The following is a 20,172-nucleotide window of genomic DNA, read 5'->3' on the forward strand; positions in this document are numbered from 1 at the left end:
TGTTTGGCCAGGTCTACGCAGATGGTTTTGCAAAGCTCCACATCAGTGGAAGACAGGGAATCGTGTTTCGAACTATGCTTTTTCATGGTCTCGCCCTCGCTGCCGTTGGCTTCTTCGAACACCACCGTGGCACTGTGATGCCTCGGCGGGGGCGAGTCCATCGATTACACCTATCGAGGGTGGACATACATTGGTGATTGGGCACAGGCCGTCGTGTAGGAGCGGGTTCACCCGCGAAAGGGCTGGGCCTGCTGGCCAATTTCCACCCGCCGTTCAGCGTTGCCGCCGCTACCGTATTCGCGGGTAAACCCGCCCCTACACCTGATCAGGGTTGGACACACACCTTGGTGATCGGGCGCAGGCCGTCGTAGGTGCGGGTTTCCTCGCGAACACGGGCGAAGGCCGTGCTATCCACCGCGTTGTCTGTTTCGCCAACAAGCTCGCACGTTCCAGGATATGGCGGTCATTCGGCCGCCAACCGCCCCTTGTTCTGCCGGTCGGCCTTGTACTGCATGGCCACTGCCGGTGCCGGCTTGGCGGCACCGGTTTCCAGCCATTGACGCATGCGGCTGGCATCGGCGAAGTGGGTGTACTTGCCGAAGGCATCGAGAATGACCATGGCCACCGGACGGTTATCCATGCGAGTCAGCAATACCAGGCAGTGCCCGGCCTCGTTGGTGAAGCCGGTCTTGGTCAGCTTGATATCCCAGTTGCTTTTGTTCACCAGGTGGTCGGTGTTACGGAAGCCCAGGGTGTAGTTGGGCTTGCGGAAGGCGACGGTCTTTTCGCGGGTGGTCGACAGCTCGCTCAGCATGGGGTACTTGCGCGAGGCCATCAGCAGCTTGGCCAGGTCGCGGGCAGTGGATACGTTCTGCGTCGACAGGCCAGTCGGCTCAACATAGCGGGTGTGGGCCATTCCCAGGCTGCGGGCTTTGGCATTCATTGCCTTGATGAACGCCGGATAGCCGCCGGGGTAGGCGTTGGCCAGGCTATTGGCCGCACGGTTTTCCGACGACATCAGGGTAATCAGCAGGGTTTCGCGGCGGTCCAGCTGGCTGCCCAGGCGCACGCGCGAGTACACACCTTTCATCTCCGGGTTGTTGGCAATGGTCATGGTGAGCATTTCATCCATGGGCAACTTGGCATCCAGCACCACCATCGCCGTCATCAGTTTGGTCACCGAAGCGATCGGCACCACGCGGTCGGCATGGCTTGAATACAGCTCCTGGTTGCTGTTCAGGTCGATCAGCAGAGCGCTGCCTGAAGCCAGATGCAGTTTGGAGGGGTCACGTTGAACCTGGGCCGGGGGTTGTGCAGCAGCAGTCGACGGAAGGGTCGCGGTACCTGTGAGCAACAGCAGCAGGCTGAGGATGGACAGGGATGTTTTCACGTTGAGGCTCACTAAAAGTTGGTATGTCGTTGGCTGTGCAAGGGTTTTCCCCCTAAAAAACCGATGCATTTTGGAGTATGGCTGAATTGCTGTCGAATGCCTTATGCCTAAAGGGCGCAAAGTGAACGATATTTAATCCTGTACCCATTACGTTCTTTTCCAGCTTCGCCAGTTCCGTCCAATCGTTGGCAGAATTCAACCACTTGGCGTAGGTCGAGAGAAGCACCTGCACCGAGCGCCCAAGCTGCCAAGCAATGAACGCTGGATTCGTGGTGACGAGCCTGAAGGTTGGAAGATGAATGGCGACTCCGTCGAGACGCGGCGCTTCTGCTTCGAGCGGTATTGCGCGATCTCTCTGGCCCTTGCCAGTGCGCCAAAAGCCCGGCTGTTCAACATTACGGTGCGGGTGTATTTCGTCTTGGTCCGCTCGACTGCCTGCTTTTCAACCACGATCCGGCAGATGTGAGCCGTCTTTTTCTCGACGTCGACCCCATCCCCGGTGAGTTGGCAGAGGACTTGTTTGCGCTCAAGCAATGAGTGGCTGCATTCGACCTACATCTGCCTTTAAAAAAGGACAGCTAACGGCCAGAAGAGGACCGTCGAAGACATTACCTGATGGGCTGATTTGTGGAACGAGGCGGTCATCCATGTTCCGCTGCTAGCATTGATCTGAACTGAGAAATGAGCGCTGAAGATAATCCGGCACCTTCGAACACTGCGCAGGTGAAGCTAACGGGTGCAGGGCCTGGAGCAGTTATGATGCGGTCTGCAACCACAGCTACTGCACTGCTTCGATAGCGCGTGTGCCCGTCATAACCTACGGCATGTTTTTGCAGAAAGTCAGCGCTGTTCGAGGTATGAGGAACCGTGTCGAGTAGCCCGGCTCTCGCAAGTGCCAGCGTTCCACCACAGATGCCAGCAATTGTCGCTCCACTTGAACGACTAGCATGAAGAAAGTCTCGAATATCCGGAGCTTCTGTACGCTCCCAGACCATTCCTCCAATCACGACAACAACGTCCGGTTTCCAGTCCAGGCATTGTTGCAAGCCACTATCGACAGTTACAGCCAATCCGCCCTGCGAGTGGAGCGGCCCTGTAGTAGGTGCGAAAAACCTGACATCGATCCCATAAAATGGAGACGCAGTTCCAGCAATGAATGCGTATTCCCAGTCAGCAAAACCCGGTGTCAGTATCAAACCCACGCGTGCCATCAGCCAGATTCCTCCATGAATGCCGATAGCGTACGGCGGCTTCAAACAGACATCAAGGTTCAGCTAGCGGTGCTCATAGAAGGGAAGATGATGTTCCCGGTCGCGATATTGGATTCAATATCGAAATTAAGAATACTGTACTGCTGGCACCAGGACCTTAGAGCAATTTGAAATTTGTCAAGTGTCGGCAAGCTTGATTGACTACGATGATGAGGGCGAAAGCGAAGCTGACGCATCTTAGATAACACGCCATTGACTCCAGACCGCCGGGGGCATTTAGTGAGCCCCTCAGACTTTGTCTTCAGTAAGTGACCGCTTTTGGCCGATAACTGTTCTCCACGAAGGACAACAATGGGTCGGTTAGCGCCTCTGGATTGGGTTGACCATCCTTGTCCTACCTCACATGGAGGACAAGCCATGAACGCCATTACGACCAGCAGCCATCAGCCTTGGAACAAAGGAAAATTGGTCGGGCAGAAAGCTCCGCTCCGACTGAAAGATATCTGGGCCATTCGGGTAAGGCTCCAAATCGCGGAGGAAACTCGTGATTTAGCCCTTTTCGATCTGGCCATCGATAGCAAGCTACGAGCCTGCGATCTGACCAAGCTTCGCGTACGCGACGTTGCTCATGGGGAGCACGTGTCATCGCGGGCGATAGTGATGCAGCAGAAAACCCAACGTCCCGTACAGTTTGAAATTACAGAGCAAACGCGGCTGGCCCTACAGGCCTGGATGCATCAAGCCCAACTCCACAGCGAGGATTGTCTTTTCCCAAGCCGGCTACACGCCTCAGTGCATCTCTCCACCCGGCAGTACGCCCGAATCGTCAAAGCGTGGATAAAGTCTATTGGGCTAGATCCTGCTATGTACAAAGCTTGAAAGCACGGTGCGATACCTGGGCATTGAAGTCGATGACGCATTGGAGATGGCAGAGCAGACGGAGGTCTGACAGCGTCCAGCAACGGTCGAGGTATGACCGTCGCGATTCGACCCAAAGCTGTCCTTCGCAGAGGAACTCGCTTTCAGCATCGTGCATGCTGGAACAGGTTAGCCACATCAAACGGACTCGCTAGCTGAGGCCGCAATCGGCTAACTCGTGGCGAGCGAGTTCTATTGCCCAAACCTGACGCCCCTGAGCTTTCCAGGCGGATTGAAATGCACAGAGTTGTGCGTCGTTTAGGATCAGCGCGGGAACAGCAGCGTCACTGCAAAGCGAAAGCCCCAGCCTTCGGGGCCATTATCCGGTGAGTCGAGCCAATAACGCGGGCCCGCCTGGACGGTAATAGGGTGCCCACCCACTTTCAATAGTTGGGTCACCATCAGGTTGATCGGAATTGACCATTGTTTGGATTGCCAGTCGTAGGTCGACTCACTGTTGATGCCAAATGTGGTCAAGGTGCTGTTCGTGTAGGAAAGAAACGGCTGCATGAACGTCTGGTTGACCTTCTCCTTGCCATCTGCGGGGCTGCCTTCCAGCCCCCAGATATGATTAGCCAATATCCCGTGCGTCCACCCGTTGGACTGCTTCAAGGCCACCGCAGTTGGTCCGAGCCCCCATTGCTCACTGCTCAGCACGTCGTTGCTGCCTGTCGGTATCAGCAGCGCCGGCCCTGCGCCAAGGATCCAGCCGCTGGCAGTAGGTTGCTTAGGTGAGAAGAAAAAGCTCTGGGTCACATCGCCCACACCTGAGGTGTCCGCCGGGCCACCCAAGCCGTGTTGATCGATCACGGGCAGGATGGTCCTGGAGATCAGGTTCCAGTCATCATTCAGGCTGAACGGCAGCACTGGCTGGATATTGGTCAGGCTGCGCTTGCCATCGCCATCCGGGCCCAACTTCTGATCCCAGTTGTATTGCACTGGCAAGCTGTACATGGCCGCAACCGGGTTCAGCGCTTTCTTGGCAAGCTCCGCTGAGTCCTCGGCTTGCCCATGCTCGATGTGGGCCAGTAACGCAAGTGCGTAAAGCGCGTAGCATTTCCTTTCCAACATGGTATCTCCCCTCAACAGAAAGCAAAGTCTCCAAACCGGATCATTCATTCGGCTATCCGCTGTGTTTCGTCATATCAGGCTGCTTTGGCGGGAGTGGACCAATGAAGATGCGTTTAAGGCGATCGCGGCCAATGACGCGAGCCAGTTCAGCGATGACGCAATACATGAATATCAAGGTGATCAGCAAAATCTGAACAGCCCAGAAGCGAGGCCAGTTTATCGATGACCACAACATCGCATTCGCATCCACCAGGCCAGCCGCCTCTTTCCAATACTCGTACAGTCGCTCCAGGTAATGCACGATCAACGCGACCAAGGCATACATGAAGGTCTTCCAAGCGACATTCCAGATCAGCGGCTTGTCGGGGAAGCGATTGATGAAGGGCAGCATATCGGCCACCAGCACAGACTTGCCCAGTATCAGAGCGGCAATGAGCACCGACGCAGAGACAGGCAGTTCCACCCCCGACCCCTTGATCATGAGTGCGCGAATCAGCGCAACGATGTGCAAAATCACGAAAAAGAACACGGTGGGAGGAAGCACTTTCAGGAATTCATGTTTAAGCTTGAGCATGACCGTTTTCATCGGGGCATCCTTGAAACATCGAATCCGTGAATTAAATGCCGATGCCCCCTGACGTACAGCCACGACAGGGGGAACATGCGGGTTACTTTTTCAGTGCCTTGAATGAACTGACCATGTCCTTCGCCCAGCCATCGAGCACAGCACGTGCGTCCTTGGCCTGCATGATCTGCGAAGAGTTATCGAGCTCAGCGCCTGCACCCTTGCGCACCACTTCGGCCACCACTTCATTCGAGCTTCCGTCAATGAATGCGGCCTCGGTGGCGACACTGGTGTCCTGGTCGCGAATACCAGTAGCCGTACTGATGCCGGCGGCCACCAACGCGATCGGGATAACCTCATAGGGGCGTAGCCCTTTGGTTTTGGCGCTTACCCCGGTAATCGCCGGGCGCACCACCAGTACACCTGGCCCGGAGCTCGTCGCCAGCGGCAGCACGGTGGAAAATTGGTTTTTCAATGCCTGATCGTAATATTGGGTTATACCTTGCAAGGTTTGCTGCGGAATTTTTGCAGTGGGTTGCGGCTTGGGATAAAACTGGCTGGGTTCGACATAGACGCTGGTAAATTGGTTAGCCTTGATCCCAGGCTTGATCCAGCGCATCACCTCCGCGCCCGACGGTGATTTTTCCTCTTTGAGCTTGCTGTAGTCCTTCAGAAACCCGGAGTATTCATCAGGCTCCACGTATTTGCTCGCACAGCCATGCAGTAACAGCGATGCGAGGCACACGGTTGCAATAAACGACCTACTTTTCATGCAACTTCTCCTTCCAGGTTGAAGCGGTTATCAAGGATGAAATTAGAATCGCCACGTTGCGCCGCCGCCGATGATGTGCAAGGCGGCGTTATCGAAACTGCCTGATAACGTATCGCCGGAGCGTGCCTTGGTCTGCTCCACGTCCATATCGCCGAGCCAGACCAACGTGTAGGCCAGGTGCAGGTCCAACCCTTCTTCAATCTGATAGTTCACCCCGGTCGCGAAGCGCCACGTCTCGCCCATTGGGTTGTCCACCGTACGGTCCTTGTCATCGACAGCCGAGCTGTCATACCCCACCCCAACGCTCCAGCGCAGCTGGCGGGTCGCCTGGTACTGCGCGCCGACCGAGGCGTGCCAGGTGTCCTTGTACTGGCGATCGACCGTGCGGCTGACCCCGGCGGCGTTGGCATCCACCTCCACGCCGATATCACCGAATTCACTCCAGTCCTGCCAACCCAGGCTACCCAGCAGCGTCCACTGATCGTCCATCTGGTGGGCCACACTGAGTGTCGCGGTCTGCGGCACGTTCATGTCCAACTCCAGCGTGTCCACCGCCAAGCGGCTGAGGGCGGCGTTGATCAGGGGGTTGTTGATGTTGCTGACATGCGGGCTGTCCTCGAACTCCAGCTTCACCTTGCTGGTGTAGGCCAGGCCAATGCGCGTGCGGGGGGCGAGCTGGTAAAGCATGCCCAGGTTCACACCAATGCCGAAGTCGGTGTCCTTGTATTCAAGCTGGCCGTCGGGGCGCTCGACCAACCCCAGCAGGCTGTTGTTGATGGCCATCTCGGTGCGGTAATAGCCCAGCATCATGCGGGGGCCGATGCCCACCGTGAGGTCATCGGTGAACTTGTAAGCAAAGGTGGGTTGGAACGACACGCCGATCACGGCCGCTTCCTGGGTAAAGTAGCGCCCTGCCCAGTCATCGTCGTAGTCCAGTGCCAAGCCAAAGTTACCGTACATGCCAAATCCGATGGCCGAGCGCTCATCGAGCTGGTGGCTGATGAACAGGCTGGCGCCCGGCAAGTATTGCAGGGCATTGCCGCCCTCGTTGCCGTCGAACTGGTTGTTGCTGTCGCGTGAGTAACGCAAGTCGCCGAGGATGACCTGTGCGTTGGCGCTGATCTGCGTGCCAGGCAGCAGCGCAATGCCTGCAGGGTTGCTCATCAACACGCTGGGGTCGGTGGCGAGCGCCGCCGAGCCAGCGTTGGCCAAGCCGTTACTTTCCTGGCCGGCCTCATAAATGAAGATACCTCCAGCTGCCACGTTGCTGGTGTGGAACGCCAACAGAATTATTGCCGCGGGCATCCACCATCTCGCGTGTTCTATACGATCAGTCGCGGTCATAGTCCTTTACCCCACACTTTAAAAGAGCAGAACACCGATTGCTCGGTGTCCTGCTTGACGCAACCTGCGCCAAGGGAGCAATCAAGGTGTAACGATCGGGAACCAGAAGTCGAAGTTGTCCATGTAGCTCATCAGCTCCTCAAGCTTGCCTTCGGTACCCTCAACTTTCACATCGCCAGCGCTCACAGCATCCTTGAGTGTGGTTTCCTTGAGCATCAGCTTATTCAACGTATCCCGTGTGAGGCTGACCGTGGCATCGGCGTTGTCGGCTTGCGAACCTTCCGTGTGGTTGAGTACGCCATTGACCATTTCCACCAGGTATTTCTGCTTAAGGTCTGTGAAGTCGAAGTTAAGGGTAATGTGCTTGTCTTCGACCTCTGGTCCTTTCAGGCGCATGGCGAGGTAATCGAAGAACAGATCGAGGTCCATTGCCCGCACGGTATCAGGGCTAGCCGTGTCTGGCGTCGGCAACTGTTTCACCCCGTCGCGCAACTCCTTGGCACCCGTGAGGTAGAAGTTGCGCCATGGTCCACTTTCAGCCTGGTAACCCAATTGTTCCAGCGTGTCGGCCTGCAGGTTCTTAGCGGCCTGGTTGGTAGGGTCGGCAAAGACCACTTTGTTGACCACTTCGGCTACCCAGCGGTAGTCGCCTTTGTTGTAGTACTCCTTGGCCTTCTTCAGCACCGCGTCGGCGCCGCCCATCATCTCGACATAGCGCTTGGACGATTCTTCCGGCGGCAATTCATGCAACGTCGCCGGGTTGCCAATAAACCAGCCCAGGTACAGCACATACGTGGCCTTGACGTTGTGATTCAAAGAGCCGTAGTAGCCGCGGTTGGAGAACCGTGAAGCGATCGATTTCGGCAGTTTCACCTGCTCGGCGATTTCGGTCATGGTCAGACCTTTGTTAGCCAGGCGCAGGGTTTCATCGTTGATGTAGCGGTACATATCCCGCTGTGACGACAACTGCTCGTTGACCTCTTTGTTGCCCCACACAGGCCAATGGTGCATGGCATACATGACCTGGACGTCCTTGCCCCACATCTTCAGCGCTTGGTTGAGGTACTTGGACCACGGCAACGGCTCGCGAATCTTCGCGCCACGAAGTGAGTAAGTGTTATGCAGGGTATGGGTGGAGTCTTCAGCGGTATTGAGCGCTTTTTTCTCGTGGATGTAATAAAGCATCTCGGCTGGCGCCTCACTGCCCGGCGCATAGAGGAATTCGTACGTCAGCCCATCAATCGTGCGCTTCTCGCCGGTTTTCTCAATGATGTCGGTCGGCGGGATCAGGGTGACCGTGCCGGCAGAAGTCGTCGTCCCCAACCCTGCTCCCAGTTGGCCCGTTTCATTCGGCGGCAGCAGGTTGCCGTACATGTAACTGGCCCGGCGGCTCATGGCGGTACCGGCCATCACATTCTCGGCAACGGCGTGCTCCAGGAAGCCTTTGGGGGCATAGACCTTGACCTTGCCTGCCTTGACATCCTTCTCGTCGATCACACCTCGAACACCGCCATAGTGATCCACGTGACTGTGCGTATAGATCACTGCTACGACGGGCTTCTTCGGTCGATGTTGATAGTAAAGGTCGAGTGCGGCCTTGGCAGTTTCCGCCGAAATCAGCGGGTCAAAGATGGTGATGCCTTCCTTGCCTTCAACAATGGTCATGTTCGACAGGTCATAGTTGCGCACCTGATAGATACCATCGGTGACTTCAAACAGGCCAGAAATATTGATCAGTTGTGACTGGCGCCAGAGGCTGGGGTTGGTGGAAGCAGGTGCGGCCTCGCCTTCTTTGATGAAGTTGTACTTGGCCGGGTCCCAGATCAGGTTACCCGACGCGCCCTTGATCGGCTCTTTCGGCAGGGGCGCGATAAACCCTTTGTGGGCCAGTTCGAAGGACGTTTTGTCGTTGAACGGCAGCTCCTTGAGCAACGCATCGTTGGCTTCTTTCGTTGCAGCTGTTGCCGGTTTGGCTTTCTCTTCAGCCCAAGCCTGTGAAACCATTGCGATGGCAGTGGCTAAGAAAAAGGTAGAGCTAAGCTTCCAAATTCTCTCCGCCGAAACGGTGCGGCCTTTACTACTGAACCTTTTCATAAACACAGTCATTTGCCAGCTCCTTGTGACCAATGCGCTGTACCTTTGAGGCAACTGCCAGCTAGGGTTTCATGTCGCATAGAGAGCGTAGACGTGGATGAGAATATTTCCTCTAAATTTGATAAGTCTCATTAAATCAATCGGGTACGAGACCTCCGGTGGTGAGAGTGTGACCAGCCCGGAGGGTAAGAAGAGAAATGACAAGTTGATTCAGCGGGTACTGCAAACTCAGCGACATCGCTAAAGTCTCGTTTAGTCAACACCGCATCTATCACCCGTAGGCGCACTAATTATGCGAAGTGATTCGTCTATTCAGACAAAAATCCCTCGGACTCGACATCTGTATCAATCAACCAAAATGACGGCCAGGCTACTCTAGTAAAGATTTTCACCAGGCTCAGTCGCCCCACTTGCCCAGCCTTGCGCGCAGCGCACTGCGAGCATCTTCGTCATGAGCCATGAGGTGACCATTTGCCTGACCTGCGAAGTTCTTTTAGACGCGCTGGTCAACCGGGGCAAGCGCTAATACTGCGTCGGCACCCCAACTGCAGCGGTCTCGTTGAGGTTCAAGATAGTGGGTCAGCCAATCGGACTATACGGTGTACCTGTGAGAACCGTGCTCGCCGGCGATGGATAGCACCGGTTATGAATGTCTGCTTTGGGTCGTTAGCAGTCGCCCGCGACTGACCGCTTTCGACCCAAAGCAGACATCCCTCGATCGTATTGGTTACGGAGCGCTAGAATCGCAGCACTGGAAAAGCGGAGCGCACATGGACAAGCAGGCTAAAAATATACTTTTCAAAACATACTGGGGTAGCAATGGCTGGCTTCCTGCCCCGAAGACGGATCCTCAAGATTTCGCGTATGCAAAAGCGCAGGGCCTGATGTTTGAACCCGCCAGCATCGGCCATGACCAGTGCTTAGACGAGGTACTGGATATGATCATGCGAATCCCCCCAGCCAAGGCCGCCCGCGCGTTTGTAGCCAGCCTTTCCAGAAGAAGACTGGACTGGCGGTCTGGCGTGGCTTCATATCATCTCGCCTGCCAGATGGTTCCTCATCAGTACACGCCGACTGTTTGTGGTCACAGTTACCTCCCCGACGGTACGCTCACGACCACAAGCTATACGTGCGCGGTCTGCCGCGATGTGGTCCCCGGCCTCACGGTCGGGGAAGATCAATACACGGATGTGGACCTCAACGTCCTTAATTTCGAGCGCATAAAATGGGGCGGAGTCCGCCACGGCCAGTTGATCTACACATGGTTCGACCTCCAAGAACTGTTGCGTGACGACATCCCCAATCCGACGGAAGAGGATTTAGCAATTCTCCGAGCGATCCTTGGGATCATCGACCTAAGCAAACCTGGCGACCACGCCGGCAGCTTGGAGAAGCGGCTGGCAGACGTGGTGAAGTCTTCAAAGAACGAGCGGCGGGTGATTATCGACGTCCTGGCGCACTTGGGCGTGCTCAAACCAGCGTCTTTCGAACGGCCTATTCACAGCAGAAGCGACTGGTCGGAAGCGGCTGCATGCTGGCGTGGAGAGGACAAGTTTGATCACGAGGCCGTGTGCAAACATTTCGGCCGGTGGCTCCAGACGGAGGTCAATCATTAGCGACTGATTTCCGATAGTAGCCATTCGTGAACGGCCGGTATGGGGCGGAAGCTGCCGATCGCGATTGACGGCTTTCGACCCAAAGCGGTCTCTCGCCCAGGGCATAAATCGACCCAAAAGCTGCGAGGCAGTTCACGGCCAAAAGCGGCCCTTGATTATCTACGAAGTCAGGGCCCATTCAGTAGCCGTGGAAAGAAAGTCGGTGTTGGTTATCAGAAAATCCTGCAGGCAGCAGTTGCGGAATAGTCAGAGCCAGCGGCGAACCTCGGCCTTGTAGCGGCGGTAGTCGTCGCCGAACTTGGATTCGAGATAGCGCTCCTCGCGGGCGATTACCTGTCTCTGGATCACAATCAGCACCAATGGAAGCAAAGCCAAGGCGATTGCTCCGTCGAAGCCGACCGCAATGCCGGCATAGACAAGCGCCATGCCGAGATACATGGGATTGCGGGTCCACCGATAAGGGCCGGTCGTTGCGATGAGGGTCGTTGGTTGCGACGGCGGAATGTTGGTGCCCAGACGCCGGAACAGCCCCGCCGCCGCAAACATCATCACCGCGCCGGCAGCGAACAGCAGCGCGCCCGTCGCGACCAGCAACCACCGGTCGATGCCGAAGTAGCTCAGGGCGAGGAACCGATCCGCCGCCAGCCCCAACAGCAACGCTCCTAGATAGATGAAGGGCGGAGGTAAGCGCACCCCCGCGCTGTCCGGTTCGACGGCCATGTTCATTTCCTCTCTAAGCGCTCAAGCCAGCATCGACTGCTGGGCAAAAATACCCGCCATCGCGCCCTGCGATGATGCCTGGGTGACCGAGGGCAATATGGGCGTGGTGAGATCGCCGGCGGCATAGACGCCGGGTGTGCTGGTTTGGCGGCGTTCGTCGACCTTGAGGATAACGCCGGTTGGCGTATCCATCGTGGCGAGGCCCAGCGATTCATGCAGGTTTGCGGATGGCTTGTTGCGCGGATGAGCAAACAGAATGTCGACCGCAACAGTGGAGCCAGTGTCGAGATTGACAGTAGCGATATGCCCTTGGTGATGGGCGATCTCAACGATACGCCCGTCGATGACAGATATGTTGCGGTGAGCCAGATCGGCCTGGATATCAGGCGCAATGTCGTGACCATCGGCAAAGACAGTCAACCTGTCGGTCCAATCGAGGAACAGCCTGACCTGGTTGTGAGATTGCGGGCCGGACCACACGAGGCCCCAATGTTGCCCGGCGACTTCAAAGCCGTCGCAATAGGGGCAGGGGACGATGGACGTGCCCCAGCTCTCGGCAAAGCCTGGAACATCAGGCATCTGATCTGCGACGCCATAGCTTAGGATTACGCGGCGGGCCTTGAGGCTTTCGTGATCGTCAGTGACAACGCAGAAATCGTCGATTACGCCAGAAATTTTCTCCGCCCGGGCATTGACCAGCCTGACCGTTGGATAGCGCGCCAACTGCTGCCGCGCCGCGGCCAGGATTTCCAGCGGCGGTGTGTGATCGTGACCAAGCAGACCATGTGAACGGCCGGCAAAACGGTTACGCGGGCAGCCGGTATCGAGAACGATGACCTTGCGACGGGCACGGCCGAGCTGTAAAGCGGCGGCGAGACCGGCAAAACTTCCGCCGATGATGATGACGTCATTCATAGTGATGGGCTCCGCTGGAGGGTAGGTTCAAACCTAGGCTTTGGATTGCAAATTTAAGATACCGAGTGGTATCGTATACCTTAAATTAAGATACTGCAAAGTACCAATATCATGACTGAGACCATACAGGGCCGGCGCGGCCGGCCCACCAACGAGGCGCTTGCCCAAACGATACTCAACGCCGCGAGCGAACTTTTTGTGGAATTGGGTTTTCAAGCGACGACGTTGGACAAGGTCGCCCAGCGGGCGAAGATATCCAAGCTCAGCATCTATAGGCGCTTCGAGAACAAGGAGGCGCTGTTCAGCGCAGCCATCACGGCTGGTTGCCAGGCGTCGTTTGCACCACAGGCCCTGCTTGAAGGTGCCGAAGGTTCGGTCGAAGACCAACTTATGGCGGTGGGAACATCACTGCTGCGCACGCTGTTGAGACCAGACGTCAGCAGTATCGAAGCCATGGTCATGGCCGATAAAACGAGTCAAAACGCCTTGAGCAAGCGCCACTACGAAGCAGGCGCCGCCCATGTCATCGCCGACATCGAGATCCTGCTGCGCCAACTTCACGCGAAGGCGCTTCTCAACGTGCCCGATTCCCTCCAAGCCGCCCGCTTGTTTGCTGCGCTCTTCAAAGGGTCCGATCTACTGATGATCGCCCGCTTCGATCAGGCGAGAGCAGAGGACGAAAACGAAATCGAATCCTACTGCCGGTCGGCCGTCGCCATGTTCATAGCCGCGCACGGTCGCAGCGACCGCGCAAGTGGATAAGCATTTAATTGCTCCAGGGCAGCTTGGCCTAGGCTTGGTTTTGCGCTTCAGGATTCGCAGCGGAATCACAGGCTGCGTCCGATAACTACGCAGTACTGACGCAAGTGCTCAGCATCGCAGCCTGAATCGACCATAGACTCGGAGACTCCTTCAAGCTGCTGGCTGCTATTGACCGTTTGCTGTCCTTAGCGAGAGACCGCTATGGGTCGACAGCGGACTGTGGGAGGTGGGTGTAGCTGACGACCCAGGACGGATCTTGGTTGGCTGAACGCCTGGATGGGGGAATAAAGCTGTCTAAAACCGCCCGAAAGCGTCTCGGTTTTATTGGGCCAAAGTCGCTGAAACTGGCTGAACCCTATTAGACAGGCCAGATGCTCAGGCCGCTTGCGGTGCGGTCTGAGGCTAGATTCCCACGCTACTGCTGCATTGTCGGGATGTGCTGGATGGACGTACAGCCGGCGCGTACCAATTTTTGTACCAATGGCTATGTTTTTGAGTGGGATGCAGTTCAGCGAAAAGTCCCGGTATTGAGGTTCTCGCCCGTGTCCGGTGATCTGATATAAAACCTTTCTGGACAGGGTAAGCGCACACTTGATGTAGCTCAGAGCTTCTGAGCATTGAGAGGTGCGTATGACCATAGATAGGGATGGAATGGATTGTGATCAGCAGGCTATCAGGCCGGCTGAAAACAATGGTCCGCCAGGCAGTCAAGACTCGGAAGGTAAAAGGGAGCAGCCCGAGGATCGCGACGATTCCGCACATAATCGGCCCTTTCGAGGCAGGCAGAGACCAGGCCCGCCGGACCCATCGCGGGCATCCAATGCCGAGCGTTATAGTTATCACAAGCGCCCACTGGAGTAACTGCCAGTACAGTGTGTAAAGGCTGGCGGAAGTACTGTTCAGCCCAGCTGATAGAAGCCCAGCCCCGCGCTGGGCTTTTTGCATTCATGTGAGACGCCATGAGGGCGTGTGATAGCAGGGCTGGGCATCGACGTTCAGCGGTGGATGAGCGAGAGCTCGCTGATGATGCAGATCGAGCCGTCCTCGGCGGGCGTTGCGTCGGTGTAGTCGACCTGGTTGTAAACCCCGCCGTGGAACTCGAACAGGTGCGAAGCCCAGGTACTGTCGAGCTGCAAATCGCCCGACGAAGCGGATACCCCGTTGCATTCGGCCGTCACGGTTACCACGCCTTCAGACGTCGTGTGAATGCTGATGTGGAACGTCGCACCCAGTGGCACCCCCTTCAGGACTGTTGAATTCACCGGGTCGGTCTGGTTGAAGGTGCGTCGAAACCCCAGTGTGATGTTGCCCTTGTTCCAGAACACCTTTACTGGCGGGCCGTCATCCCCGCGTACGTGCATCTGGGCGATGACCACCTTCCGCGCCGAGTTGACCTTGGTCAGCGTCATGGTCTGGCGATTCCAGTGATCCTGGGCGCTGGCCAGTGTCCAGTTTTGCGTTTCTGTCCATTCGCAGCGTGTCCTGTGGGTGCTTTTGCTCGAAGCACCTTTGGTAGGGGCTGAGAACTGGATCGAGCCATCGCTGAGCACCGTCACGATGCTGGGAAAGCGGGCAATCGCTTCAGCACCGTTCAGCTCCAGAGCAACGGGGTTGGTTGAGGAGACGGGTACCGGCGTGGCGATGGTGAGGTGGCTGATATCTACGGCCATGGGGAACTCCTGGCGAAAAGGTTTAAGTGGCATAGCCGCCGGACAAGCGACGGCTGCACACAAAGTTAGCCCCGGGCTAAATATAGGTCAATAGCTGATAGCTAAATTAATTTCACTTCACGGGAAATTACCTACAGGCGAAATTTTCCGCAGTGGGGGCTTTACGCAGGATTTGGCGGTGAGCTAAGCTTTCGCTGAGCACTGTACGAATATACAGCTATCAGGATGAGAATATGGCAAGCCACATGAAGTCGGAACCTCAACAGCGCCAGGAAATGACCGGAATAGAGCGGCTTAGCCTGCGGGTATCGTCCATGATCAACCACCCGCTCGCACAGACGCAGCGCTGGGTAGTGGTGCATCGTCTGGATACCGACGGTGAAGCGGAATGGGAGGAGGTGATGGGCCAGCTGCTGGAAATGCCCGAGTTGCAGCTGACGTTCAATGATGACGCCAGCGTGACGGTGCGATGGGCGCGCAGTAGCGTGGAAGAGCGTGATGATTTTATCGTCGAGCGCGACTGCGAGGCTCAGGTCGAGGAGGCTGCACCGTTCTGAGCTTCAGCAAAAGCCCGCCGCTCAGGGCGGGCTTCGGTTTATACAAGATGGGCATTCCACACCAGCAGGACCCTGGCCTGTATGTAGGTCTCTTCCCGACGAATCATGCGGTCTTTGTGCCGCGAGTTGTCGGAGATCATCTCGAAGTGGTCCTCGTCCGCGATCTGTAGCCGCTTGATGTAGATGTGGTCGCCCCAGGAAAAGAAGTAGATGCCATCGCCGACGAACTCTCGGATGCTGACGTCGACGATCAGCGGGTCGCGGTGCCTGATGGTCGGCTCCATCGACTGGCCCCAGCCGGTCACCATCTTCAGGTGATGGTGCTCGCTGAACGTCACGCCCAGTTCGCGCAGGTGGCTGGGGCTGACGCGAACGTCCTTGAACATCTCGGGGTAGTCGTGGGGGATCTGGCCGCCGCCCATGGCTGCCCGTACGTCATAGTGGGCAATCCACACTTCGTCACCGACCAGGCCGGGGCGCAGCGGCTCGGCTTCCAGCAGCGTGGCATCTGCAGGCTCTTGCGCCGCAGCCAGCAGCCTTTGCCGGGTTTCTTCAGCGATACCTTTGCCGCTTCGGGCAAGCATCTGTTTGACCAGGTCGGCTGCAGAGAGCTTGTTGTCACCTGGCTCGACAGCCGCCTGTGCGTGTTCGCCTGGCGACAGCGCGTCGAACCAGCCCCGTGGCAAACCTTCGATGCCCTCGATGCGGCGGGCCACGTCATCGCCCAGGTTTTTCACGGTCTTGTCGGAAAGGATCTGGCTAAGGTGTGCAGGCGCCATTCCCCAGCGCTCTGCGCAGGTGCCCTTTCTCTGGCTGCCGATCAGCTTCACCAGGTTGTGCTTGCGAATTTGGTAGATGTCCATGGGGTGAAGCATGCCAGTGTTTAGCTTGCTGCTAAATGTGCGCATGGCTAAATCTACTCTTGTGGTGTGCTTAGCTGTAGGCTAAATTAAGCGCACGGACAAGGAAAGCTAGCGAGACATTTTTCTCCAGGGCTGATCACATCATCATCTGTAATGAGGTTCACATGGATCCGACCGACCTCGGCCCGGGCACCGTCACTTGGCTGGGCGGGACGGGGACTGTACTGCTGGGTGCGTTTCTGTGGCTGCGTAAATGGTTGTCGAGGGATGCAGTCGACCGCGCGATGGACAACGCTGAAATTGCTGTCATCCGCCACCTGACAGAGCTGCTGGACATTGAACGGGATGCCCGAAGGGAGGCGCAGGCAAAAGCTGAACTGCTCGCCAAGGAACGAAACGAGCTGGTGATGACCGTAGGCCAGCTGCAAGGCAAGGTCATGGTGCTGACCAGCAAGCTGGGCAGTAGCGGCCAAACATGAGGTGGCAGCCCGGGCGATCTGTGAAGAAAAAAAGCCCGCCAAATTGGCGGGCGACAAGGGCGTAGGGAGCAACGCACAACAAATTCGGTTCAGGCAGCCAAAGTACCTGGTTGCAATTGTTCGGCCAGTGCCTGGGCTGAAGCGAGCGTCGGCATCGGGCCGCTCACGGCTTCGCCGTTGCGAACCAGGTACCAGCACGCCAGCAGGCCCTGCTCACGCAGTGAGGCGGGAACGGCGCTACCGACAACGGACATGATCTGGATAGTGGCCATGGGGACCTCCTGTGAAACATGGCTCTACCATACGCAGCAGCCGGGATTGTTTGAAATCAACTTCCTCGATAGTGATCATTGCTCCTATCAACCATTACCAGCGCGGTGGCCCGTAATACACCGGTGGCGGCCCATAATAGGTGCGGTAGCCCGGTGGCGGCGGGGGAGGCGCGTAGTAGGGCTGGTAGTACACCGGCTGTGGAGGCGGTTGTACGTACACCGGCGGCGCGTAGTAGACCGGCTGGCGCTCAACATACACAGTACGGTCATGGCCGCCATAAACCGTCGCCCCAACCACGGCGCCGACCACTGCCGCACCCAGCAGTGGACCCGGCCCATACCAACCACCGTGCCCATGGCCGCCATAGCCGCCGTGAGCTGCTGCAGGCCCGCTGATGGCCAGGGCGCCGACCAGCAGGACGATTCCGGGAATGAGACGGTTCATAAAGCAACCTCGCAGGAAAACCCCACGTCCGGGGCCCTGTTACTATGACTCCGGTCTCTGTCAGCTGAGCACAGGGGAACGGTAAAGGTTGTGTAAGGGGCGACCAGTGGTTGACTCTGTTACGCTGAATAAACGTTTCAGTCATGACTAAGAGGCCTGTTATGCCGACAACTCCAAGCCGGGACACCGTGCTTTGCATCTCTCTGGCCGGTCGCCCCGGCACCTTCGGCGTGCGCTTTCACAACCACCTGTACCAGCAGTTGGGCCTGGACTTCTACTATAAGGCCATGCGCACCGATGACCTGCCGGCGGCGGTGGCAGGGATCCGCGCCTTGGGTATTCGCGGCTGCGGGGTGTCGATGCCGTACAAGGAAGCCTGCATGGCCTTGGTCGACGAAATCGATCCTTCGGCGGCGGCCATCGAGTCGGTCAATACCCTTGTCAATTGCAATGGCCACCTGAAGGCGTACAACACCGATTACCTGGCTGTGCGCCAGTTGCTCGTTCAGCACCAGGTCGATCCGGGCACTGCCTTTGCCCTGCGAGGCAGCGGGGGCATGGCCAAGGCCGTGGCCAGCGCCTTGCGCGATGCTGGGTTTGCCGAAGGCATCATCGTTGCACGCAACGAGCAGGCAGGGCGTCAGTTGGCGGATGTCTGTGGTTACCGCTGGGTGCCAGAGCCAGGCGACCTCTGCCCGCCGATGCTGGTGAATGTGACGCCGATCGGTATGGCAGGCGGGCAGGAGGCAGAAGAGCTGGCGTTTCCCGAGCACGCCGTCGCGGCGGCGGAGCGGGTGTTCGATGTGGTGGCAATGCCTGCGCAGACGCCGTTGATTCTCCGGGCTCAGGCGTTGGGCAAGCCGGTGATCACTGGGCTGGAGGTCATTGCGCTGCAGGCGCTGGAACAGTTCGTATTGTACACCGGGGTAAGGCCGTCGCAGGAGCAGGTGGATGCGGCGGTGGCATACGCGCGGGCTAGCTAGTTAATGCCACCCCCTTCACAGCTTCGGCGGCGAAGGGGGTACAGGCGAAACCCGGATCAGAACACCTCGTGCCCGTTATCCAGCTGCTTGTCGACCAGTGCCCGGCCATGGGCCAGCGACACACGCTGTGCATTCTCAAGGTCGGAGAAGAACTGCATGGGCATCGACATGCGCTTGCTGGTGTGCCCGTCAGGTGCCGTGATCAGGCAGCCGGCGGCATAGGGCAGGGGGGAGTCGGGATGGGGCATCACGCTGGCAGTGATGGTGTGCTCGCGGTATTCACAGTGAAGAGATTGCATCGTCCTTACCTCGCTGTGGCATGTGAAGCAGTTACCTTCATATACCACAGCAAGAGGCCGGGAGTTCCCGGCCCGACGAGCGCGCCGCGCCGAACGCTTAGCCTTCGAGCTCGGTTGGCTGGATCACTTCGACCCAATAACCGTCCGGGTCCTTGACGAAGGCCAGGTGGTTCATGCGGCCGTCCTGCAGGCGTTTCTGGAACGGTACTTCCAGTTCCTCGAAGCGCGCGCAAGCGGCGCGTACGTCGGGTACCGAAATGCAGATGTGGCCAAAGCCGCGCGGGTCGGTGTTGCCATTGTGGTAGGCGAACTCGGCATCGTTTTCGGTGCCATGGTTGTGGGTCAGCTCCAGCACGCCGGGGATCGCCTTCATCCACTGGTGGCGGGCGGTGTCATCAGCAGGGATCTGGGCAGGGTCGACCAGGGCCAGGAAGTACAGGCTGAAAGCGGCTTGAGGGAAGTCACGCTTGTCCACCAGGCGGAAGCCCAGCACGCGGGTGTAGAAGTCCAGTGACTTCTCGATGTCCTTGACCCGCAGCATGGTGTGGTTGAAGACGAACTGGGCGGTGGCGGCGTCAGGTTGCGCGGTGACGCCAGGCAGGGTTTGCAGATCGTGCAGGCTCATGGGAACTCCTGAGACGGGGCCGGGCGCAGGGCGCCGGCAAAACAGACAGGCTGGCCATGATACGGCAGTGCGCCGATTGCGCAAATGAAAGCGCCCTGCAAAGGCAGGGCGCTGAAATTAGAGGCCCGCATGTGCGGGCGCGTGATGGGGTCGCTAATCCTTTAGCTGTTTCGATACTGAGCCACGCCTTGTGAAAAAAGCGTGAAGCCTTTGTGGGCATTTCATCAGCGTACCCAGCTTTCTACCGTGGCGGCCCCATATTGTTCTTTCCAGGCCTTGAGGCCGCGGTGGTTGCCGCCTTTGGTCTCGATGCGTTCGCCGGTGTGCGGGTTCTGATAGACCTTAACCACCCGCGGGCGGCGTTGTTGCTTGGGGGGTGTGCTGGAGGCGCGGGCCACAGCCTTCGGGTCGAGGATGGCGATGATATCGCGCAGGCTCTTGTCATAGCTTTTCATCAGGCCGACTAGTTTCTGCTCGAATTCGATTTCGCGTTTGAGGCCGGCATCCTTTTTCAACGCTTCCAGTTGCGCCATCTGTTCCTGGAGCGCTTTTTCGGCAGCACGAAACTCTGCAAGTCTGGACACTGTAATCACTCCTGTAC

General features: G+C 57.6%; 22 protein-coding genes and 1 pseudogene. 7 read left to right on the top strand and 16 right to left on the bottom strand.

The window, feature by feature from the left end; all coding sequences use genetic code 11:
• Window positions 1–463: 463 nt before the first annotated feature.
• Window positions 464–1,390, bottom strand: a complete 927-nt coding sequence (pbpG, locus tag ACF8Q6_RS26155) for a D-alanyl-D-alanine endopeptidase (RefSeq protein ID WP_012051929.1) — start codon at window positions 1,388–1,390, stop codon at window positions 464–466.
• Between the two features lie 295 nt (window positions 1,391–1,685).
• Between pbpG and ACF8Q6_RS26160 the strand changes: the two genes are divergently transcribed.
• Window positions 1,686–1,856 carry a hypothetical protein gene (locus tag ACF8Q6_RS26160; RefSeq protein ID WP_392494107.1) on the top strand — a complete coding sequence of 57 codons (171 nt, stop codon included), beginning with the start codon at window positions 1,686–1,688 and terminating at the stop codon, window positions 1,854–1,856.
• Window positions 1,857–2,031: 175 nt separating this feature from the next.
• Here the strand turns inward: ACF8Q6_RS26160 and ACF8Q6_RS26165 are convergent, their stop codons facing one another.
• A complete protein-coding gene (locus tag ACF8Q6_RS26165) occupies window positions 2,032–2,601 on the bottom strand; it encodes a DJ-1/PfpI family protein (RefSeq protein ID WP_392494108.1) in 570 nt (189 codons plus the stop codon).
• 417 nt (window positions 2,602–3,018) lie between these two features.
• Here ACF8Q6_RS26165 and ACF8Q6_RS26170 point away from each other — a divergent pair.
• Window positions 3,019–3,550: pseudogene (locus ACF8Q6_RS26170) on the top strand (tyrosine-type recombinase/integrase).
• A gap of 233 nt (window positions 3,551–3,783) precedes the next feature.
• Here ACF8Q6_RS26170 and ACF8Q6_RS26175 read toward each other — a convergent pair.
• From ACF8Q6_RS26175 to ACF8Q6_RS26195, 5 genes are all read right to left on the bottom strand, one after another.
• The gene (locus ACF8Q6_RS26175) at window positions 3,784–4,590 is read right to left on the bottom strand and encodes a transporter (protein ID WP_392494109.1); all 807 of its coding nucleotides are present in this window, start codon (window positions 4,588–4,590) and stop codon (window positions 3,784–3,786) included.
• A 52-nt stretch (window positions 4,591–4,642) separates the two neighbouring features.
• Entirely contained in the window at window positions 4,643–5,176 is a 534-nt protein-coding gene (locus ACF8Q6_RS26180; protein WP_392499722.1) for a hypothetical protein, read from the bottom strand.
• Window positions 5,177–5,258: 82 nt separating this feature from the next.
• A complete protein-coding gene (locus tag ACF8Q6_RS26185; RefSeq protein ID WP_392499724.1) occupies window positions 5,259–5,927 on the bottom strand; it encodes a DUF3313 domain-containing protein in 669 nt (222 codons plus the stop codon).
• Between the two features lie 42 nt (window positions 5,928–5,969).
• Window positions 5,970–7,232 carry an OmpP1/FadL family transporter gene (locus tag ACF8Q6_RS26190; RefSeq protein ID WP_392492428.1) on the bottom strand — a complete coding sequence of 421 codons (1,263 nt, stop codon included), beginning with the start codon at window positions 7,230–7,232 and terminating at the stop codon, window positions 5,970–5,972.
• A 120-nt stretch (window positions 7,233–7,352) separates the two neighbouring features.
• Window positions 7,353–9,398: an alkyl/aryl-sulfatase gene (locus tag ACF8Q6_RS26195; protein ID WP_392499726.1), complete on the bottom strand. Its 2,046-nt coding sequence runs from the start codon at window positions 9,396–9,398 to the stop codon at window positions 7,353–7,355.
• A 737-nt stretch (window positions 9,399–10,135) separates the two neighbouring features.
• Between ACF8Q6_RS26195 and ACF8Q6_RS26200 the strand changes: the two genes are divergently transcribed.
• Window positions 10,136–10,981, top strand: a complete 846-nt coding sequence (locus ACF8Q6_RS26200; protein ID WP_392492431.1) for a hypothetical protein — start codon at window positions 10,136–10,138, stop codon at window positions 10,979–10,981.
• 246 nt (window positions 10,982–11,227) lie between these two features.
• On the opposite strand, the gene ACF8Q6_RS26205 is transcribed toward ACF8Q6_RS26200, so the two are convergent.
• Entirely contained in the window at window positions 11,228–11,701 is a 474-nt protein-coding gene (locus ACF8Q6_RS26205) for a methyltransferase family protein (RefSeq protein ID WP_392492433.1), read from the bottom strand.
• Window positions 11,702–11,722: 21 nt separating this feature from the next.
• Window positions 11,723–12,616 (bottom strand): NAD(P)/FAD-dependent oxidoreductase, encoded by an 894-nt coding sequence (locus ACF8Q6_RS26210; RefSeq protein ID WP_392492434.1) that lies wholly within the window; start codon window positions 12,614–12,616, stop codon window positions 11,723–11,725.
• A 111-nt stretch (window positions 12,617–12,727) separates the two neighbouring features.
• On the opposite strand from ACF8Q6_RS26210, the gene ACF8Q6_RS26215 reads away from it, so the two are divergent.
• Window positions 12,728–13,378 (top strand): TetR/AcrR family transcriptional regulator, encoded by a 651-nt coding sequence (locus ACF8Q6_RS26215; RefSeq protein WP_392492436.1) that lies wholly within the window; start codon window positions 12,728–12,730, stop codon window positions 13,376–13,378.
• A 995-nt stretch (window positions 13,379–14,373) separates the two neighbouring features.
• Here the strand turns inward: ACF8Q6_RS26215 and ACF8Q6_RS26220 are convergent.
• Window positions 14,374–15,048 carry a polysaccharide lyase family 7 protein gene (locus ACF8Q6_RS26220; protein WP_392492437.1) on the bottom strand — a complete coding sequence of 225 codons (675 nt, stop codon included), beginning with the start codon at window positions 15,046–15,048 and terminating at the stop codon, window positions 14,374–14,376.
• 233 nt (window positions 15,049–15,281) lie between these two features.
• On the opposite strand from ACF8Q6_RS26220, the gene ACF8Q6_RS26225 reads away from it, so the two are divergent.
• Complete coding sequence (locus ACF8Q6_RS26225; protein WP_019751051.1) at window positions 15,282–15,605, top strand: DUF1654 domain-containing protein; 324 nt, start codon at window positions 15,282–15,284, stop codon at window positions 15,603–15,605.
• Window positions 15,606–15,643: 38 nt separating this feature from the next.
• On the opposite strand, the gene ACF8Q6_RS26230 is transcribed toward ACF8Q6_RS26225, so the two are convergent.
• Entirely contained in the window at window positions 15,644–16,468 is an 825-nt protein-coding gene (locus ACF8Q6_RS26230; protein WP_019751052.1) for a S24 family peptidase, read from the bottom strand.
• 164 nt (window positions 16,469–16,632) lie between these two features.
• Here ACF8Q6_RS26230 and ACF8Q6_RS26235 point away from each other — a divergent pair, with 164 nt between their 5' ends.
• Complete coding sequence (locus ACF8Q6_RS26235) at window positions 16,633–16,947, top strand: hypothetical protein (RefSeq protein WP_003256195.1); 315 nt, start codon at window positions 16,633–16,635, stop codon at window positions 16,945–16,947.
• Between the two features lie 89 nt (window positions 16,948–17,036).
• Here the strand turns inward: ACF8Q6_RS26235 and ACF8Q6_RS26240 are convergent, their stop codons facing one another.
• Window positions 17,037–17,219, bottom strand: coding sequence for a hypothetical protein (locus tag ACF8Q6_RS26240; protein WP_003256194.1), 183 nt, complete (start codon window positions 17,217–17,219; stop codon window positions 17,037–17,039).
• Between the two features lie 94 nt (window positions 17,220–17,313).
• Window positions 17,314–17,664: a hypothetical protein gene (locus ACF8Q6_RS26245; RefSeq protein WP_392492439.1), complete on the bottom strand. Its 351-nt coding sequence runs from the start codon at window positions 17,662–17,664 to the stop codon at window positions 17,314–17,316.
• Window positions 17,665–17,825: 161 nt separating this feature from the next.
• Here ACF8Q6_RS26245 and ACF8Q6_RS26250 point away from each other — a divergent pair, with 161 nt between their 5' ends.
• Window positions 17,826–18,647: a shikimate 5-dehydrogenase gene (locus ACF8Q6_RS26250; protein WP_392492440.1), complete on the top strand. Its 822-nt coding sequence runs from the start codon at window positions 17,826–17,828 to the stop codon at window positions 18,645–18,647.
• A 56-nt stretch (window positions 18,648–18,703) separates the two neighbouring features.
• Here the strand turns inward: ACF8Q6_RS26250 and ACF8Q6_RS26255 are convergent, their stop codons facing one another.
• From ACF8Q6_RS26255 to ACF8Q6_RS26265, 3 genes are all read right to left on the bottom strand, one after another.
• Window positions 18,704–18,946, bottom strand: a complete 243-nt coding sequence (locus ACF8Q6_RS26255) for a hypothetical protein (RefSeq protein WP_003256190.1) — start codon at window positions 18,944–18,946, stop codon at window positions 18,704–18,706.
• Between the two features lie 97 nt (window positions 18,947–19,043).
• Entirely contained in the window at window positions 19,044–19,571 is a 528-nt protein-coding gene (gene gloA, locus ACF8Q6_RS26260; RefSeq protein WP_392492441.1) for a lactoylglutathione lyase, read from the bottom strand.
• A 224-nt stretch (window positions 19,572–19,795) separates the two neighbouring features.
• Complete coding sequence (locus ACF8Q6_RS26265) at window positions 19,796–20,155, bottom strand: histone-like nucleoid-structuring protein, MvaT/MvaU family (RefSeq protein ID WP_010954596.1); 360 nt, start codon at window positions 20,153–20,155, stop codon at window positions 19,796–19,798.
• Between the last annotated feature and the right edge of the window lie 17 nt (window positions 20,156–20,172).

This window comes from Pseudomonas sp. GLN_2, assembly GCF_043106005.1.
Taxonomy (GTDB): Bacteria; Pseudomonadota; Gammaproteobacteria; order Pseudomonadales; family Pseudomonadaceae; genus Aquipseudomonas; species Aquipseudomonas alloputida.

What these genes read in the sequence shown, in the direction of transcription:
- ACF8Q6_RS26220 (WP_392492437.1), bottom strand. Translation starts at nt 15,048, where the DNA reads ATGGCCGTAGATATCAGCCACCTCACCATCGCCACGCCGGTACCCGTC.
- ACF8Q6_RS26175 (WP_392494109.1), bottom strand. Translation starts at nt 4,590, where the DNA reads ATGTTGGAAAGGAAATGCTACGCGCTTTACGCACTTGCGTTACTGGCC.
- ACF8Q6_RS26200 (WP_392492431.1), top strand. Translation starts at nt 10,136, where the DNA reads ATGGACAAGCAGGCTAAAAATATACTTTTCAAAACATACTGGGGTAGC.
- ACF8Q6_RS26205 (WP_392492433.1), bottom strand. Translation starts at nt 11,701, where the DNA reads ATGGCCGTCGAACCGGACAGCGCGGGGGTGCGCTTACCTCCGCCCTTC.
- ACF8Q6_RS26190 (WP_392492428.1), bottom strand. Translation starts at nt 7,232, where the DNA reads ATGCCCGCGGCAATAATTCTGTTGGCGTTCCACACCAGCAACGTGGCA.
- ACF8Q6_RS26250 (WP_392492440.1), top strand. Translation starts at nt 17,826, where the DNA reads ATGCCGACAACTCCAAGCCGGGACACCGTGCTTTGCATCTCTCTGGCC.
- ACF8Q6_RS26165 (WP_392494108.1), bottom strand. Translation starts at nt 2,601, where the DNA reads ATGGCACGCGTGGGTTTGATACTGACACCGGGTTTTGCTGACTGGGAA.
- ACF8Q6_RS26185 (WP_392499724.1), bottom strand. Translation starts at nt 5,927, where the DNA reads ATGAAAAGTAGGTCGTTTATTGCAACCGTGTGCCTCGCATCGCTGTTA.
- ACF8Q6_RS26245 (WP_392492439.1), bottom strand. Translation starts at nt 17,664, where the DNA reads ATGAACCGTCTCATTCCCGGAATCGTCCTGCTGGTCGGCGCCCTGGCC.
- ACF8Q6_RS26160 (WP_392494107.1), top strand. Translation starts at nt 1,686, where the DNA reads ATGAATGGCGACTCCGTCGAGACGCGGCGCTTCTGCTTCGAGCGGTAT.
- gloA (WP_392492441.1), bottom strand. Translation starts at nt 19,571, where the DNA reads ATGAGCCTGCACGATCTGCAAACCCTGCCTGGCGTCACCGCGCAACCT.
- ACF8Q6_RS26215 (WP_392492436.1), top strand. Translation starts at nt 12,728, where the DNA reads ATGACTGAGACCATACAGGGCCGGCGCGGCCGGCCCACCAACGAGGCG.
- ACF8Q6_RS26210 (WP_392492434.1), bottom strand. Translation starts at nt 12,616, where the DNA reads ATGAATGACGTCATCATCATCGGCGGAAGTTTTGCCGGTCTCGCCGCC.
- ACF8Q6_RS26230 (WP_019751052.1), bottom strand. Translation starts at nt 16,468, where the DNA reads ATGGACATCTACCAAATTCGCAAGCACAACCTGGTGAAGCTGATCGGC.
- ACF8Q6_RS26240 (WP_003256194.1), bottom strand. Translation starts at nt 17,219, where the DNA reads ATGGCCACTATCCAGATCATGTCCGTTGTCGGTAGCGCCGTTCCCGCC.
- ACF8Q6_RS26180 (WP_392499722.1), bottom strand. Translation starts at nt 5,176, where the DNA reads ATGAAAACGGTCATGCTCAAGCTTAAACATGAATTCCTGAAAGTGCTT.
- ACF8Q6_RS26255 (WP_003256190.1), bottom strand. Translation starts at nt 18,946, where the DNA reads ATGCAATCTCTTCACTGTGAATACCGCGAGCACACCATCACTGCCAGC.
- ACF8Q6_RS26225 (WP_019751051.1), top strand. Translation starts at nt 15,282, where the DNA reads ATGGCAAGCCACATGAAGTCGGAACCTCAACAGCGCCAGGAAATGACC.
- ACF8Q6_RS26235 (WP_003256195.1), top strand. Translation starts at nt 16,633, where the DNA reads ATGGATCCGACCGACCTCGGCCCGGGCACCGTCACTTGGCTGGGCGGG.